7 protein-coding genes are annotated in these 16064 nt (G+C 73.3%); 2 read left to right on the top strand and 5 right to left on the bottom strand.

The genetic code is table 11. The features are described from left to right. Nucleotides 1-114 precede the first annotated feature (114 nt). Entirely contained in the window at nucleotides 115-414 is a 300-nt protein-coding gene (locus tag ACWEVN_RS01770) for a DUF1540 domain-containing protein (RefSeq protein WP_191316165.1), read from the top strand. Here the strand turns inward: ACWEVN_RS01770 and ACWEVN_RS01765 are convergent. The 5 genes from ACWEVN_RS01765 to ACWEVN_RS01745 all read right to left on the bottom strand — a co-directional run bounded on the left by ACWEVN_RS01765 (nucleotide 328) and on the right by ACWEVN_RS01745 (nucleotide 14717). Then, nucleotides 328-11295 carry an SDR family NAD(P)-dependent oxidoreductase gene (locus ACWEVN_RS01765; protein ID WP_452049844.1) on the bottom strand — a complete coding sequence of 3656 codons (10968 nt, stop codon included), beginning with the start codon at nucleotides 11293-11295 and terminating at the stop codon, nucleotides 328-330. The two genes, ACWEVN_RS01770 and ACWEVN_RS01765, sit on opposite strands and share 87 nt — an antisense overlap. A 40-nt stretch (nucleotides 11296-11335) precedes the next feature. Continuing rightward, nucleotides 11336-12526 (bottom strand): cytochrome P450, encoded by a 1191-nt coding sequence (locus ACWEVN_RS01760; RefSeq protein WP_449682135.1) that lies wholly within the window; start codon nucleotides 12524-12526, stop codon nucleotides 11336-11338. A 20-nt stretch (nucleotides 12527-12546) separates the two neighbouring features. After that, nucleotides 12547-12762 (bottom strand): DUF5988 family protein, encoded by a 216-nt coding sequence (locus tag ACWEVN_RS01755; RefSeq protein WP_449678008.1) that lies wholly within the window; start codon nucleotides 12760-12762, stop codon nucleotides 12547-12549. Between the two features lie 189 nt (nucleotides 12763-12951). Next, the gene (locus ACWEVN_RS01750; RefSeq protein WP_449682136.1) at nucleotides 12952-13728 is read right to left on the bottom strand and encodes a Gfo/Idh/MocA family protein; all 777 of its coding nucleotides are present in this window, start codon (nucleotides 13726-13728) and stop codon (nucleotides 12952-12954) included. Then, nucleotides 13725-14717, bottom strand: coding sequence for a Gfo/Idh/MocA family protein (locus tag ACWEVN_RS01745; RefSeq protein ID WP_449682137.1), 993 nt, complete (start codon nucleotides 14715-14717; stop codon nucleotides 13725-13727). The genes ACWEVN_RS01750 and ACWEVN_RS01745 overlap by 4 nt, the downstream gene beginning before the upstream one ends. 75 nt (nucleotides 14718-14792) lie before the next feature. On the opposite strand from ACWEVN_RS01745, the gene ACWEVN_RS01740 reads away from it, so the two are divergent. Next, complete coding sequence (locus tag ACWEVN_RS01740) at nucleotides 14793-16034, top strand: hypothetical protein (protein WP_452049843.1); 1242 nt, start codon at nucleotides 14793-14795, stop codon at nucleotides 16032-16034. Nucleotides 16035-16064 lie beyond the last annotated feature (30 nt).

Below are 16064 nucleotides of genomic sequence, written 5' to 3'. Positions count from 1 at the left end.
CGCTCGATCGGGGGCGTTTGTCACCCGGCCGGGGCCGCGTGCGTTGCGAGCCCCGGTTCCGGGTGGGAGCGTCGGGGAACCGACTGTTTTCCCACCACGGAACCAGGAGAGCGGATGACCACCACCGAGATGCCGGCCGTGCACGAGTGCACGGTCAGCGGCTGTTCCTACAACCACGACGGCTGCCACGCCTTCGCCATCACGGTCGGCGGCGGCAACGGGTCGGCGGACTGCGGAACCTTCGTCCCGCTGAACACGAAGGGCGGCTTGGACCGGGTAGTGGCCCAGGTCGGCGCGTGTTCGAGGACGGACTGCCGGCACAACTCGTCACTGGAGTGCACGGCGGACAACATCCGCGTCGGCCCCGGCGACGGCGGCCACGCGGCGAACTGCCTGACGTACACGACCCGGTAGCGCCGGCCGGTCCGGACGAGCGCCCTGCCGCGGCGCTCGTGAGTGGTAAGGCGGGTTAGAACCCGCCTTACCACTCACGACAAGCCGCGGCAGACCGGCATCCGGGCCTTCCTCGATGATCAGGTGCGCGTTCGTGCCGCTGGCGCCGAAGGAGGACACGCCGGCCCGGCGCGGACGCCCGGGGCGCGGCCACTCCCGGGCCTCGGTGAGGACTTCGATCGCGCCCGCGGACCAGTCGACCTGGCTCGTGCGCTCGCCGGCGTGCAGCGTGGCCGGCATGACGCCATTGCGCATGGCCATGACCATCTTGATCACGCCGACCACCCCGGCGGCGGCCTGCGTGTGCCCGATGTTCGACTTCAGCGAGCCGAGCCACAGCGGCGTTTCCCGGTCCTGCCCGTAGGTGGCCAGCAGCGCCTGAACCTCGATCGGGTCACCCAGCGCCGTGCCGGTGCCGTGGCCTTCGACGACGTCCACATCGGACGGGGCGAGTCCGGCCGAAGCCAGCGCGCCGCGGATCACCCGCTGCTGCGACGGCCCGTTCGGGGCGGTCAGGCCGTTGGACGCGCCGTCCTGGTTCACCGCACTGCCGCGCAGCACGGCCAGGACCCGGTGCCCGCGTTCCTGCGCCACCGAAAGCCGTTCCAGCACGACCACGCCGACGCCCTCGGCCCAGCCCGTGCCGTCCGCGCCCTCCGCGTAGGCCTTGCACCGGCCGTCGGCGGACAGGCCGCGCTGGCGGGAGAACTCCAGGAAGGCGTCCGGGCTGGCCATCACGGTCGCGCCGCCGGCCAGCGCCATCGAGCACTCGCCCTGCCGCAGCGCCTGCGCCGCGAGGTGGATGGCGACCAGCGACGACGAGCACGCGGTGTCCACGGTGACCGCCGGGCCCTCGAAGCCGAAGACGTAGGCCACCCGGCCGGACGCGACGCTCGAAGCCGTGCCGGTCATCGTGTAGCCCTGGACGTCCTCGGGGACTTCGCGCAGCCGCGTCACGTAGTCGTGGTGGACGATCCCGGTGAAGACGCCGACGTCGCTGCCGCGCGCGGAGAGCGGGTCGACGCCCGCGCGTTCGAGGGCCTCCCACGACGTCTCCAGGAGCAGCCGCTGCTGCGGGTCCATGGCGAGGGCTTCGCGCGGCGAAATGCCGAAGAGGCCGGCGTCGAACTGGGCCGCGTCGTGCAGGAAGCCGCCCGAGCGCGTGTAGCTCGTCCCGGCGTGGGCCGGGTCGGGATGGTAGAGGCCGTCGAGGTCCCAGCCGCGGTCGACGGGGAAGCCGGTGATCGCGTCCCGGCCTTCGGCGACGAGGTTCCACAGCTCTTCGGGGCTGTCCGCGCCGCCCGGCAGGCGGGTGCTCATGCCGACGATCGCGATCGGCTCGTCGGAGACCTCCCGCGTCACCACGACCGGCGCGGCCGGGCGCTCGCCCGCGAGCTCGGCCCGCAGGTGGCCGGCGAGGACGGCCGGGTTCGGGTAGTCGAAGATCAGCGTGCTGGGCAGGTCGACGCCGGTGAAGTCGCGCAGGCGGTTGCGCAGCTTGATCGCGCTCAGGGAGTCGAACCCGTGGTCCTTGAAGGACCGGTCGAGGTCGAACGCGTCGGCGTCCCGGTGCCCGAGCACCACCGCGGCGCTTTCCCGGACCAGCTCGAGGACGTCGGTCACCGGTCGAACGGCGACCGCCTCCGCAGGCGGGGCGACTTCCGGGGTGTCGTCGGTGTCGACCCAGAAGCGCTGGTGCTGGAAGGCGTAGGTGGGCAGAACGGTTCCGACCGCCGTCGCCGGCCGGTCGATGACGGCCGTCCAGTCCACGGTCACGCCGCGGACGTGCAGTTCGGCGAGCGCGGTCAGGACGTCCGGGACCTCCACGCCGTTCTTGCGCAGGGTGGCGACGCAGCTCTGCTCGGACCCGCCGAGCGTGCCGAGCGCCATGGCGGCGAGCGCCCCGCCCGGGCCGAGTTCGAGGTACGTCGTCGCGCCCTGGCCGCTCAGCGCGGTGACGGCGTCGCTGAACCGCACGGCCTCGCGCACCTGGCGGACCCAGTAGTCCGGGGTGTCGAGCGCCGCGATCTCCCCGGTCAGCGTCGAGACGACGGGCAGCGCCCCCGGCCGGTAGGTCAGGCGTTCCGCGACCGCCCGGAACTCGTCGAGCATCGGCTCCATCAGCGGCGAGTGGAAGGCGTGGCTGACGGTCAGCCGCTTCGTCTTGCGGCCGCGGCCCGCCAGGTCGGCCGCGGCGGCGAGCACGGCGGCCTCGGCGCCGGAGAGCACGACCGAGTCCGGGCCGTTGACCGCGGCGACGCAGACGTCGGCGCCGAGCAGGGGCGCGACCTCGTCCTCGGTCGCCTGGACGGCCACCATCGCGCCACCCGCGGGCAGGGCCTGCATCAGGCGGCCGCGCGCGGCGACCAGTTCGCCCGCCTCGGCCAGGTCCAGCACGCCGGACACGTGCGCGGCGGCGAGCTCGCCGATCGAGTGGCCGGCCAGGAGGTCCGGCCGGACGCCCCAGGACTCGAAGAGCCGGAACAGCGCGGTTTCCACGGCGAACAGCGCGCCCTGGGTGTACATCGTCCGGTCGAGCAGCTCGCGGTCGGTGAAGACGACCTCGCGCAGCGGACGTCCGCCCAGGTGCGCGTCCACGGCGGCGCAGGCGGCCTCGAAGGCGTCGCGGAAGACCGGGAACGTCTCGGCGAGTTCGCGGCCCATGCCCACCCACTGGCTGCCCTGGCCGGTGAAGAGGACGGCCAGCTTGCCGTCCACCGGCGTCCCGGACACCACACCGGGGCCGAAGGCGGCCAGGTCGCCGCGGAGCTGGTCCCGGTCGGAGGCCAGGACGACGGCCCGGTGGTCGAACTGGGCGCGCGTGGTGGCGAGCGCGTGGGCGACGTCGGGGACGCGCACCTCGGTGCCGAGGAAGTCGGCGAGCCGCGCGGCCTGTCCGCGCAGTCCGGCCGCCGAACGCGCGGAGAGCAGCACCGGCACCAGGAACCCGGCCGGCTCCGGGACCGCGGTCCCGGCCGGTTGCGGCACCTCTTCGAGGACGACGTGCGCGTTGGTGCCGCCGATGCCGAACGAGGACACGCCCGCCCGGCGCGGGTGGCCGCCGGCCGGCCAGTCGCGGGCCTCGGTGAGCAGCTCCACCGCCCCGGCCGACCAGTCCACGTGGGACGACGGCCGGTCGACGTGCAGCGTCTTGGGCAGGACGCCGTGGCGCATGGCCATGACCATCTTGATCACGCCCGCGACCCCGGCCGCGGCCTGCGTGTGCCCGAGGTTCGACTTCACCGACCCGAGCCACAGCGGCTGCTCGCGATCCTGCCCGTAGGTGGCGAGCAGCGCCTCGGCCTCGATCGGGTCGCCCAGGGTGGTCCCGGTGCCGTGCGCCTCCACCGCGTCGACGTCCGAAGTGGACAGTCCGGCGGCGGCCAGGGCCTTGCGGATCACGCGCTGCTGGGACGGGCCGTTCGGGGCGGTCAGGCCGTTGGACGCGCCGTCGGAGTTGACCGCCGAGCCGCGGACCACGGCCAGGACCTGGTGGCCCTTTCGCCTCGCCTCGGACAGCCGCTCCACCAGGAGCAGGCCGACGCCCTCGGACCAGCCGGTGCCGTCGGCGGCGTCGGCGAACGCCTTGCACCGGCCGTCCGGCGCCAGGCCGCGCTGCCGCGAGAACTCGACGAACGTCTCGACCGTGCCCATCACCATCACGCCGCCGGCCAGCGCCATCGAGCACTCGCCGCGCTGCAGCGCCTGCACCGCCAGGTGCAGCGCGACCAGCGAAGACGAGCACGCGGTGTCGACCGTGACGGCCGGGCCTTCGACGCCGTAGTGGTAGGCGACGCGGCCGGAGAGCACGCTCGCCGAGCCGCCGGTGAGCCGGAAGCCCTCGACCCCGGTGGCCCGGTGCATCCGCACGCTGTAGTCGTGGCTGTTGACGCCGGCGAAGACACCGATGTCCTGCCCGGCCAGGGTGGTCGGGTCGATCGCGGCCCGCTCGAACAGTTCCCAGGACGTCTCCAGCAGCAGCCGCTGCTGCGGGTCCATGGCGAGCGCCTCGTTCGGCGAGATGCCGAAGAAGGCGGCGTCGAACCCGGCGGCGTCGTCGAGGAAGGCGCCGTGCCGGACGTACGTGGTGCCCTCGTGGTCGGGGTCTTCGTGGTAGAGCCGGTCGGTGTCCCAGCCGCGGTCGGCGGGGAACTCGGTGACCGCGTCGACGCCGTCGGCGACCAGCCGCCACAGGTCCTCGGGGCTGCGCACGCCGCCGGGGAACCGGCAGGCCATCGCCACGATCGCGATCGGCTCGTCCACGACGGCGGTGCCGATCTCGGCCGGCCGCCGCGCGGTTTCGCCGAACAGCTTGGTGCGCAGGTGTTCCGCGAGCGCCGGGGGCTTCGGGTAGTCGAAGATCAGCGCCGGGGACAGGGTGAGCCCGGTCGCGGCCGCGAGGCGGTTCCGCAGCTCGACCGCGGTCAGCGAGTCGAAGCCGGCGTCCTTGAACGTCCGTCCGGAGTGGACGGACTCGGCCCCGGAGTGGCCGAGGACCTCGGCGGCGTGCCGCCGGACCAGGTCGAGCAGGGTTGCGGCCTGCTCGGCCCCGGCCAGCCCGGCCAGCCGCTCGGTCAGCGACGCGGTCTTGGCCGCGGTCCGGCGCGGCAGCGGGGCCAGGCCGCGCAGCAGCGGCGGCACCGGGCCGCCGGCCTTCGCCGTCGCCCGCAGGGCGGCGACGTCGAACTGGGCCGCGACCAGCGCACCGCCGGTGCCGATGGCCGCGTCCAGCAGGGCCATGCCTTCGTCGGCGGGGAGGCCGGACATGCCGATCCGCTGGTTGCGCCGCAGGTCGGCGGCCCCCAGGTGCTCGGTCATGCCGCTGACCGCCGACCAGTAGCCCCAGGCGATGGACACGGCCGGCAGACCCCGGCTGGTTCGCTGATGCGCCAACGCGTCCAGCTCGGCGTTGGCGGCCGCGTAGCCGGCCTGGCCGGGGTTGCCGAGCACGCCCGCGGCCGAGGAGAACAGCACGAACGCGGCGAGGTCGGCGTCTCGGGTGAGTTCGTCCAGGTGCCGGGCGGCGTCGACCTTCGGGCGCCGCACGGTTTCGAGCCGGTCGGGGGTCAGCTCGGTGATGACACCGTCGGCCAGCACGCCGGCGGTGTGGATCACGGCGGTGAGCGGGTGCTCGGCCGGGATCGCCCGCAGGACGGCCTCGAGTTGCGCCCGGTCGGCCACGTCGCAGGCGGCGATGGTGACGGACGCCCCGAGCGCGGTCAGCTCGGCGTGCAGTTCGGGGGCCTCGCCGCGGCGGCTGACCAGCACCAGGTGCCGGACGCCGTGCGCGGTGACGAGGTGCCGGGCGGTCAGCGCGCCGAGCGTGCCGGTACCGCCGGTGATCAGGACGGTGCCCTCGGGGTCGAGCGGCCGCGCTTGCGGGAGCGGGGCCACCCGGGCCAGCCGCGGCACCGAAGCGACGCCGTCACGCACCCTGACCTGGGGTTCGCCGCTCGCCACCACGGCGGGCAGCGCGGCGTGGTCGTCGAGGTCGGCCAGGACGATCCGGCCAGGGTGTTCCGACTGCGCCGAGCGCACCAGGCCCCAGATCGCGGCCGCGCCGGGTTCGGTGCCGTCCCCGGTGACGACGGCCAGCCGGGTTTCCGCCGGGTCCGCCAGCCAGGCCTGCAGCGCGGAGAGGGTGCCCTCGACCGACGTGGCTTCGTGGGTGACGAAGTCGGCTTCGCCCGCGGGAAGCGGGATTTCGGTCCAGTCGACGCGGAAGAGCGCGTCGGTGGTCCCCGGTTCCCGCGCGAACGACGTGCCGTGCACCGCGTCGACGGTCAGGACGGGCTGCCCGGCCGGGTCGGTCAGCCGCAGGCCGGTCGCCGTCGGCGTCACGGTCACCGCGGTGGCCCCGGAAGCCAGCAGGGACACGCCGGTCCAGACGGACGGCAGCAGGTCGTCGCCGACGACCGTGCGGACAGCCGCGTCGAGCAGCGCGGGGTGGATGCCGAAGCGGTCGGCGTCCCGCAGGCCGTCGACGGTGACGTCGGTGGCGACTCCCGCCGCCGCCGGGTCAGGCACCTCGGCGGCGGCGGGAGGGGCAAGGGTGCCGTGGGCGTGCCGCGTCCACGGTTCGTCCGCCTCGCGGGAGAAGACCTCGATCGGCCGCCGCCGCTGCTCGCCGGGCTCGCCGACGATCAGCTGGACGTCCCGGCCGCCGCGCTGCGGCAGCACCACCGGCGTGTCGATGGTCAGGTCGGCGAGGAAGGGGGTGGCGGCCAGGTCGCCGAGCCGGATGGCCGCCTCGACCAGCGCCGCGTTCGGCACCAAGCCGTCCGCCGCCCAGGGCTGCGTCCGGCGCGTCCACCGGGCCACGGCGGTGAGGCGGTCCGAGCCGGGCGAGCTGACGATCGTGCCCAGGAGGGGGTCGCCGGCCGACTCGGGGGCGGCCGGTTCGAGCCAGTAGTGCCGGTGGTCGAAGGCGTAGGCCGGCAGGTCCACCCAGCCGGCGGCGGGCACCACCGCGGTCCAGTCCACATCGACGCCGCCGGTGAACACCTCGCCCATCGAGGTCAGCAGGCGCCGCAGGCCGCCGTCGTCCCTCCGCAAGGTCCCGACGACCACCGCGTCGGTGAGCTCGCTCAGCGGCTGGACCGTCACCGGGTGCGCGCTGACCTCGACGAACACCGTGTGGCCGTGGTCGAGCAGCGCCGCCGCGGCCGCGCCGAACCGGACCTGGTTGCGCAGGTTCCGGTACCAGTAGCCGCCGTCCAGGACACCGGCGTCGCGAATCCACTCGCTCGTGACGGTCGAGTAGAACGGCACCACCGGCGCCTGCGCGCGGATCCCGGCCAGGGTCTCGGCCAGGGTGTCCTCGATGTCTTCGACGTGCCGGGTGTGGGACGCGTAGTCCACGGCCACCCGCCGCACGCGGATTCCTTCGCCGGACAGGACGTCCAGGGTTTCGTCGAGGGCCTGGGCGTCCCCGGCGATCACGACCGAGGTGGGCCCGTTGACGGCGGCCACCTCGACCCCGTCCGCCAGCCGCGAGACGACGTCATCCTCGCTCAGGGCGACCGAAGCCATCCCGCCGCGGCCGGAGAGTTCCGCCGCGATGGCCTGGCTGCGCAGGGCCACCACCTTGGCCGCGTCTTCCAGCGACAGCGCACCCGACACACACGCGGCCGCGATCTCGCCCTGCGAGTGGCCGACGACGGCGTCCGGGCGCACCCCCACGGACTCCCACACGGCGGCCAAACCCACCATCACCGCGAAACACGCGGGCTGCAGCACATCGACCCGGTCCAGGTCACCCTCGCCACGGAGGACGTCCAGCAGCGACCAGTCGATCCACGGCTCCAGCGCGGCCGCGCACTCGGCGATCCGCTCGGCGAACACCGGCGAGGCGTCGAGGAGCTCGCGGCCCATCCCGGCCCACTGCGTCCCCTGGCCGGGGAAGACCCACACGACCTTGCCCGGCGTCCCGGTTTCGCGGCGGACCAGGTTCCGCAGGCCGGTCACGGCTTCCTCGCGGGAACCGGCCACGACGACCGCGCGCTCGTCCAGCACCGCGCGCCGCGACACCAGCGCGGCAGCGACCTCGGTCAGCGAGGCGTCTCCTTCGAGGAACGTCGCCAGCCGTTCGGCCTGCCCGGACAGCGCCTCCTTGCTGCGCGCCGACACCACCAGCGGCACCACCGGGGCTTCCAAGGTGGAGACCGCCTCTTCGGCAGGGGCTTCCTCGATGATCAGGTGCGCGTTCGTGCCGCTGACGCCGAACGACGACACCCCGGCCCGGCGCGGCCGGCCGTGGCGCGGCCACTCGCGGGCTTCCGTCAGCAGTTCGACGGCCCCGGCGGCCCAGTCCACCTCGAGAGTCGGTTTGTCGACATGCAGTGTCGGCGGCAGAACCTCGTGCCGCAGCGCCTGCACCATCTTGATCACGCCCGCGACGCCCGCGGCCGCCTGCGCGTGCCCGATGTTCGACTTCAGCGACCCCAGCCACAACGGCGTCTCGCGCTCCTGGCCGTAGGTGGCCAGCAGGGCCTGCGCCTCGATCGGGTCACCCAGGGTCGTCCCGGTGCCGTGCGCCTCGACGACGTCCACATCGGACGGTCCCAGTCCCGCGGCGGCCAGCGCGCGGCGGATGACCCGCTGCTGCGAGAGGCCGTTCGGCGCGGTGAGCCCGTTCGAGGCGCCGTCCTGGTTGACCGCGCTGCCGCGCAGCACGGCGAGGACCCGGTGGCCGCGCTCCCGCGCCACCGAAAGCCGCTCGAGGACGACCACGCCGACGCCTTCGGACCAGCCGGTGCCGTCGGCCGCCGCCGCGAAGGCCTTGCACCGCCCGTCGGGGGCCAGCGCGCGCTGGCGGGAGAACTCGACGAACGACCCCGGCGTCGCCATCACGGTGACCCCGCCGGCCAGCGCCATCGAGCACTCGCCCTGTCGCAGCGCCTGCGCGGCGAGGTGCATCGCGACCAGCGACGACGAGCACGCCGTGTCCACGGTGACCGCCGGGCCCTCCAGGCCCAGCACGTACGACACCCGGCCCGAGGCCACGCTCGACGCGACCCCGGTGGTGACGAAGCCTTCGAGTTCCGGCGACACCGCACCGGCTCCGTAGCCCTGGCCCATCAGGCCGGAGAACACCCCGGTGTCGGTGCCCTTCAACGCGATCGGGTCGACGCCGGCGTGCTCGAGGGCCTCCCACGACGTCTCCAGCAGCAGCCGCTGCTGCGGGTCCATCGCGACGGCCTCACGGGGCGAGATCCCGAAAAAGCCCGCGTCGAACTGGCCGGCGTCGTGCAGGAAGCCGCCCTGGCCGACGTACGACGTCCCGGCGCGTTCCCGGTCCGGGTCGATCAGGGTGTCGAGGTCCCAGCCGCGGTCCTCGGGGAACGCCGAGACGGCGTCGACGCGCTCGGCCACCAGCCGCCACAGCTCGTCCGGGGAGGTCACACCGCCCGGCAGCCGGCACGCCATGCCGACGATCGCGATCGGCTCGTCCGGGGCGGCCGCCACCACCGGCTCGGCGAGGTCCTGGGTGAGCCCGAGCAGCTCGGCCCGGACGCGGGTGGCCAGCGCCGCCGGCGTCGGGTGGTCGAAGACGGCGCTGGCAGGCAGCCAGAGGCCGGTGTGCTCGGTCAGCCGGTTGCGCAGCTCGACGATGGCCAGCGAGGTGAAGCCGAGGTCGCGGAACGCGCGCCCGGCCGGGACCGGCTGCCCCAGCACGTCGGCCGCCTGGGTGCGGACGAGGTCTTCCAGGAGCTCGCCCTGCGCGCGTTCGTCCAAACCGGACAGTCGCGTCCGCAGCGCCGTCGCGACCGCCTCGTCGGCGGAGCGGGACTGCTCCTCGTGTTCGGCCGCGGCGTACCGCAGCGCACCGGGCTCGTCGGCCAGGAGGTTCCGCCGGACCTTGCCCGACGCGGTCCGCGGGATGTGGGCGACCTCGATGATCCGCTCGGGCACCTTGTACGCGGACAGCTGTTCGCGGCACTTCGCGATCAGCTCGCCCGCGTCGAACCCGTCCGGCCCGGGGATCACGTAGGCGACCGGCACCTCGCCGAGCGTGTCGTGCGGGACGCCGCCGACCGCCGCGTCCGCGACGCCCTCGGCCGTGCGCAGGACGGCTTCGATCTCGCCGGGGTGGATGTTCGCGCCGCCCCGGATGACGAGTTCCTTGATCCGGCCGCAGATGGTGAAGTAGCCGGCGTCGTCGCGGCGGGCCAGGTCGCCGGTGCGGAACCAGCCGTCGCGCATCGCCGCGGCGGTCGCCTCCGGGCTGTTGTGGTAGCCGAGCATGACATTCGGCCCGCTGACCCAGACCTCGCCCTCCTGGCCGGCCGGGACCTCGAGCCCGGTCTCGGGGTCGACGACGCGCACGCCGACGCCGGGCACGGGCCGGCCGCACGAGCCGTCGACCCGGGCGCCGTCCGGCGGGTTCATGGTGATGGCCCCGCAGGTCTCGGTGCTGCCGTAGGCGTCGATCAGCGGGACGCCGAAGGTTTCTTCGAAGTCGCTGCGCAGCCCGGCGCCGAGGACCGCGCCCCCGGCCAGGCCGATGCGCAGGCTCGGGGCGGAGAACCCGCTCTGGCGGGCGGCCCGCACGAGGTGGTGGTAGGTGGTCGGCACGCCGGCCAGGAACGTCGTGCCCTCGGCCTGCAGCAGCCGCATGACGTCGTCGGCGGAGCTGCCGTCGGCGATCCGGACGGTCGCGCCGACCACGGTGGCGGACAGGACGCAGGCGATGTGCGAAAGGCTGTGGAACAGCGGGAGCGGCCAGAGCACCCGGTCTTCGTCGCTCAGCCCGGGGATCGGGACGTAGCAGGACGCGACGGACCACAGGCAGTTGCGCTGGGTCGACACGACGCCCTTGGGCCGTCCGGTCGTCCCGGAGGTGTAGAACATCCACGCCGGTTCGTCGAGGCCGAGGTCGTCCGCGGCGGGCTCGGCCGGTTCGGTGCCGGCGAGTTCGTCGTACGAGTGCGCGCCCGCCGGGACGTCATCGCCGGTCACCAGCACCTGGACGTGCGGCGCGAACGGCAGCCGGGCCGCCTGGGTCGCGTCGGTGATGACGACCGTGGCGCCGCTGTCGACCAGCGGGTGCTCGAGCTCGGCGGTCGCCGCCCCGGGGTTGAGCGGCACGCCGACGCCGCCCGCCCGCAGGACCGCGTAGTAACTCTCCACAGTGGACACCCGGTTGCCGAGGCAGATCGCCACCCGGTCCCCGTGCCGGACGCCGAGGCCGGCCAGGTGCCCGGCCAGCCGCCGCGTCCGCGCCTCGAGGTCGCCGTAGGTGACGGCCCGGTGGTCGTCGGCGAAGGCGGTTTTGCCGGCGAAGCGGGTCGCGTTCTCCAGGAGTGCGACGTGAAGTGGCTTGATGAGATCGGTGCGCACTGTGCCGCAGATCCTTTCGGCTATACGTGGGGAAGAACGCTCACCAGGAGACGGGGAGCTTCTTCACCGAGAAGACGGAACCCTTCAGCCGCAGCGGAACCTCGTCGGCCGGGACGGCCAGCTTCAGGCCGGGGAACGCCCGCAGGAGCGCGGTGAAGCCGGCGCGCAGCTCGATGCGCGCCAGGTTCTGGCCCAGGCACTGGTGGATGCCGAAGCCGAACGCCACGTGCCCGGAGGTGTCGCGCTCGATGTCCAGCTCCGCGGGACAGCCGAACTTCGCCGGGTCGCGGTTGGCCGCGGGCAGCGACACCGTCACCGTGTCGCCCTTCTTGATCAGCTCGCCCTCCAGCTTCACGTCCTCCAGCGCGGTGCGGTAGGTGTGGTACTGGTTGACGGTCAGGTAGCGCAGCAGCTCCTCGATCGCGGCGTCGAGCTTCTCCGGCTCCGCCCGCAGCTTCGCCAGCTGGCCGGTGTGGTGCAGCAGCGCGAAGACGCCGGTGGCGAGCGCGCCTTCGGTGGTTTCGTACCCGGCGAACAGCAGCAGGGTGACGATGTTGCGCAGTTCCTCCTGGGTCAGGTCCTCGGTGACCAGCGAGCTGATCAGGTCGTCCTGGGGCTGCTGCCGCCGCCGCTCGATGACCTCGTCGAAGAACTTCCCGGCCACCTCGTAGGCGGCCGCGGCCTCGGCCGGGTCCGCTTCCGCGTCGTGCAGGAGCGTCACCGCGGGCACGTACCGGTCACGTTCCTCGTAGGGCAGGCCGACGAGTTCGCCCAGCATGCGCAGGACGAGCGGCTTGGCGAAGTCCATGACGATGTCGGCGGTCCCGCCCTTGGCCCGCATGACCTCGATCTGCTCGGCGGCCACGGCCTCGACGCGCGGGATCAGCCGGCTGGTACGGCGGACGGTGAACTCGCCGGTCAGCAGCTTGCGGTAGCGGGTGTGCTCGGGCGGGTCCATGTGGATGAACATGCCGGGGATCAGCGGGTGGGTCGGGATGACCTGGCCCTGGTGGGTGACCGGGAAGTGGCCGACCTCGCAGCTGTGGCTGAACCGCAGGTCGCTGAGGACCTCGCGGACCAGCTCGTAGCTGGAGACGATCCAGCCGACGTGCCCATCCGGGTAGACCATCTTCGCGAGCGGACGTTCTTCGCGCAGCGCGTCGAAAATCGCGGGCGGATCGAACTTGTCGGTCCGATCCCACGGCACCTCGAAGGAGATTGCGTCGGTCATGGAAACCTTTCCCGTGGGTTCTATTCGGCGATCTTCGTGCGGTGCGACCAGCGGAACACCGCGATGTCGCAGCCGTCGACGGCCTGGAATTCGCCGCCGTGCACGAAATGCTCGTACCCGGCGCCGTGGCGGATCTTGAGCGTGTTCTCCAGCGCGGCGGCGTCGACGCTCCGGTGCGCCAGCGCCAGTTCGGCCGGTCCCCCGCTCAACGCGATTTTCACCTGCGTAGCACTCATCGCGGCCTCCACCTATTTCGGGAATCTCCCAGCACAGAGCAGTATTTTCATTCTCGATTCAGGCTAGGCGAGCCACCGCAAGGCGACATCCCTCACTCTGGTAGGGCCCTCCGGGCGAGCCACCCGCACCCACCGAAAAGGGGCTTTCCCCTGTGGCACAGGAGAAAGCCCCTTCCGGACGGAGTTGCGTCAGCCGGCGGGCGGCAGGTCCACGGGCTGCCCGGTGTGCGCCGATTCGTAGGCCGCCTGAACGATCCGGAACGTCCTGAGCGCGGACGGGCCGTCCGGCGCGGGGCCGGTGCCGGCGAGGAAGTCGTTGAGCAGCAAGGCATGCAGGTCCTCGCCGCCCAGCTCGGGCCGCTCGCCGTCGAGCAGCCGCGGACCGGCGTCGTACTGCACGCTCCCCTTGTCCCCGATGAAGGTGACGGCGGGGCGGCCCGTCGCGGACCCGCTGCGGCGGCAGTCGAACGACGCCACCTGCCCGCTGCGGTACCGCACGGTGAGCACGGCAGCGCTTTCCCCGGTCCGTCCACTGAGGACGATGTTGGTCTGGGCGTACACCTGCTGCGCGGGCTCACCGCCGAGGACGGCGTCGGCCAGGTCGAGCAGGTACGGCGCGGCGGCCCCCAGCACCCCGTCCGCACTGGTGGTCAACGACCCGAGCACGGTCGTCGGCTCGCCGATGCCGCCGTCGGCGATTCCCTTGCGCACCACCGCGAACGCCTCGCCGTGGCAAGCCGGGGACGCGAAGGTGAGCCGGTCGCCCCCGGCGTCGACCATGGCTTTCAGGTCCGCTTCCTTCGCGGCCGTCGGGTGTTCGCACAGCACGCGCGCGCCGGCCTCGGCCGCCAGCCGGACCGGCTCGAACGCGTCCCAGCTCGCGGTGGCGACGACTTCGACGTCCGGCATGCTGCGCAACGCCTTGGCGTGGTGTTCGGGCGCGGACGACAGGATGGCGACCTTCACGCTGCTCCCCTCACCGGAAGTTCGACGGCCCGCCCGGTCCACGCGGACTCGGCGGCGGCGTGGATGATCCGCACGGCGGCCAGCGCGTCCGTCGCCCCGATCCGCGGTTCGGGCCCGCCCGCGAACGCCGTGGCGAACTCCCGCATTTCGGTGGCGAACACCGACGGCCCGCCGTAGCCGAAGTTCTCGGCCCCGCCGTCGACCACCCGGACTTCCTGGGGCCACTCGGAGTCGTAGCTGACCGTCCCGCCGGTGCCCGACACGTGGAAGGCCACCCGCACCGGCGGCCGCGGCGTCGCGGTCCACCGGCTGACGACCTGGCTGATGGCCCCGGTGGCGTGGGTGAGCACGGCGGTCCCGGTGGCGACGGCTCCTTCGGGGGCCGGCGTGGCGATGTCGCCCTGGTAGCAGGCGTGCACGCGGACGACGTCCCCGAAGACCCAGTGGGCGAGGTCGGCGCCGTGCAGCAGCTGGTCGGTGAGGATGCCGCCCGACCGCGCGGAGGCGGTCCCGGTCCAGGGCCGCGGGTGGTAGGCGGAGAAGGAGAACCGGCCGATCGCGCCTTCGCCCAGCCGCCCGCTCGCGACGAGCTCGTGAAGCCGGGCGTAGGGAGCGGCGAACCGCACGTCGTGGGCGGCGTAGAGCCGCACGCCGGCCTTCTCGGCGGCGTCGACGATCTCCTCGGCCTCTTCGGCACTGGCGGCCAGCGGCTTCTCGCACACGACGCCGACCCCGGCGGCGATGGCGGTCATGGCGATCTGGTGGTGGCTCGCGGTCGGCGTGCAGATGTCGACGGCATCAGCCCCGTCGAGCGCCTCGGCCAGGGACCCGGCGGACTTCGCGCCGAACTCCCGCGCGAGCTCGGCACCCCGGCCGTCGTCGGAGTGGACCCGCACGACGGCCCCGGCACCGAGCCACGCTTCCAGGTGCAGCCGGGCGATCAGCCCCGCACCGATCAGAGCCACCTCGAGCGGCCGCGATGTCTTCACCCACCGAGACTCGCCCACACCGCCCGGTGGGAGCCATTACCAACGTGGGTAGTTCGCGCTGCCACACTGGCCGGCATGTGCGAGGCATGCGAACTCGAAGCCGACCTGCCAGCCCTGCCGCCCGTGCGGCTGCCGTCTCCGGCCGAAGCACAGGCCGCTGCCGAGCGCAGCGCAGCGCTGGCCGACCTGCGGCGCTACGTCACGGACCTGGACGGCACCACCGAACCGAGGCTCACGCTGATCCCACGGTGGGCCGAAGCGTGCGGGCTCGTGCGGATCCTGAAGGGCGCGCACGTGCCGGTGAAGAAGAACGCGAAGCTGCTCAAGCAACCGCTGGAGCTGTGGGCCCGCGCATTCGAAACACTGGGGGAAGCCGGTTACGGCCTCGCCGTCGAGGACGAAGAGATGCCGATCGAGTTCGGGATGCTGTGCCCGGACTTCCTCGGCGCGTTGCAGATGACGCTGTACTCGGCGGGCGGCACGCCGATGCCGCTGGAGCTGCTGTACGGACTGGCCGACCAGATGCCGGCCTTGGCGGTGGGGCTCGAAATCCGGGAGAACTCACGGTGGCGCCACGCCCTCCGGGCGACCCTGGAGGTGCTGGACCGCCTCGGGGCGATCGAGCGGAGCGAGGCCGACGCGGAAGAGCTCGCCGAGATTTCCGAGCTCACCGGCCGTCCCGAACCCGACGCCACCCTCGTGAGCTTGACTCCCCTCGCCCTGTGGACTCTGAACCGGATGCTCCGCGACGAGGGTGCCGACGCGCCGATCCTCGGCGAACTGGCCACCGCCCCGCTCGAAGTCCTCTGTGCGCACGTCGCGGACGCGTCGCCGGAGATCGCCGAAGCCGAAGTGGCCGCCTGGGTGGCTCACCGATCCCCGGCCGACGCCGCCGCGGAAGCCGCGGATTTCCTCCAGGAAGCGGAAAGCCCGGCGCAGCGGCTGTTCGCGTTGCTGGCGCTCGGCGAGACCGGCGATGCCGGCCTCGCGGTCGGCCGAACCGTCCGCGAAAAAGGTGGCATCCCGGGTGCGGTCACGGCGGCATGGCTGGTCGAACGCGGCGAGACGACGGCCGAAACCCTGACCGCCGGCGAGATGTGCCTCGGCATGACCGATCACTGGGCGGCGATGGACGAACTGGGGGTCCTGTTCGACGACCTGGACGAACTGGACGACCCGGGCTCCGTCGTCGGGGTGATCGCCGCGGCGGACCATCCGGCCCGGCTCCACCTGCTGGACGTGATCGCGCAGGAGCACCCGGACGCCAAGCTCGCCAAGCAGGCCCGCAAGGCCCGGTTCAAGCTGCGCGAGACCTGAGCCCCGAAGCCGGTGGAACGGCGGCACTTT

Source organism: Amycolatopsis sp. NPDC003861 (assembly GCF_053605405.1).
This window is presented reverse-complemented; position numbering and strand designations above follow the sequence as displayed.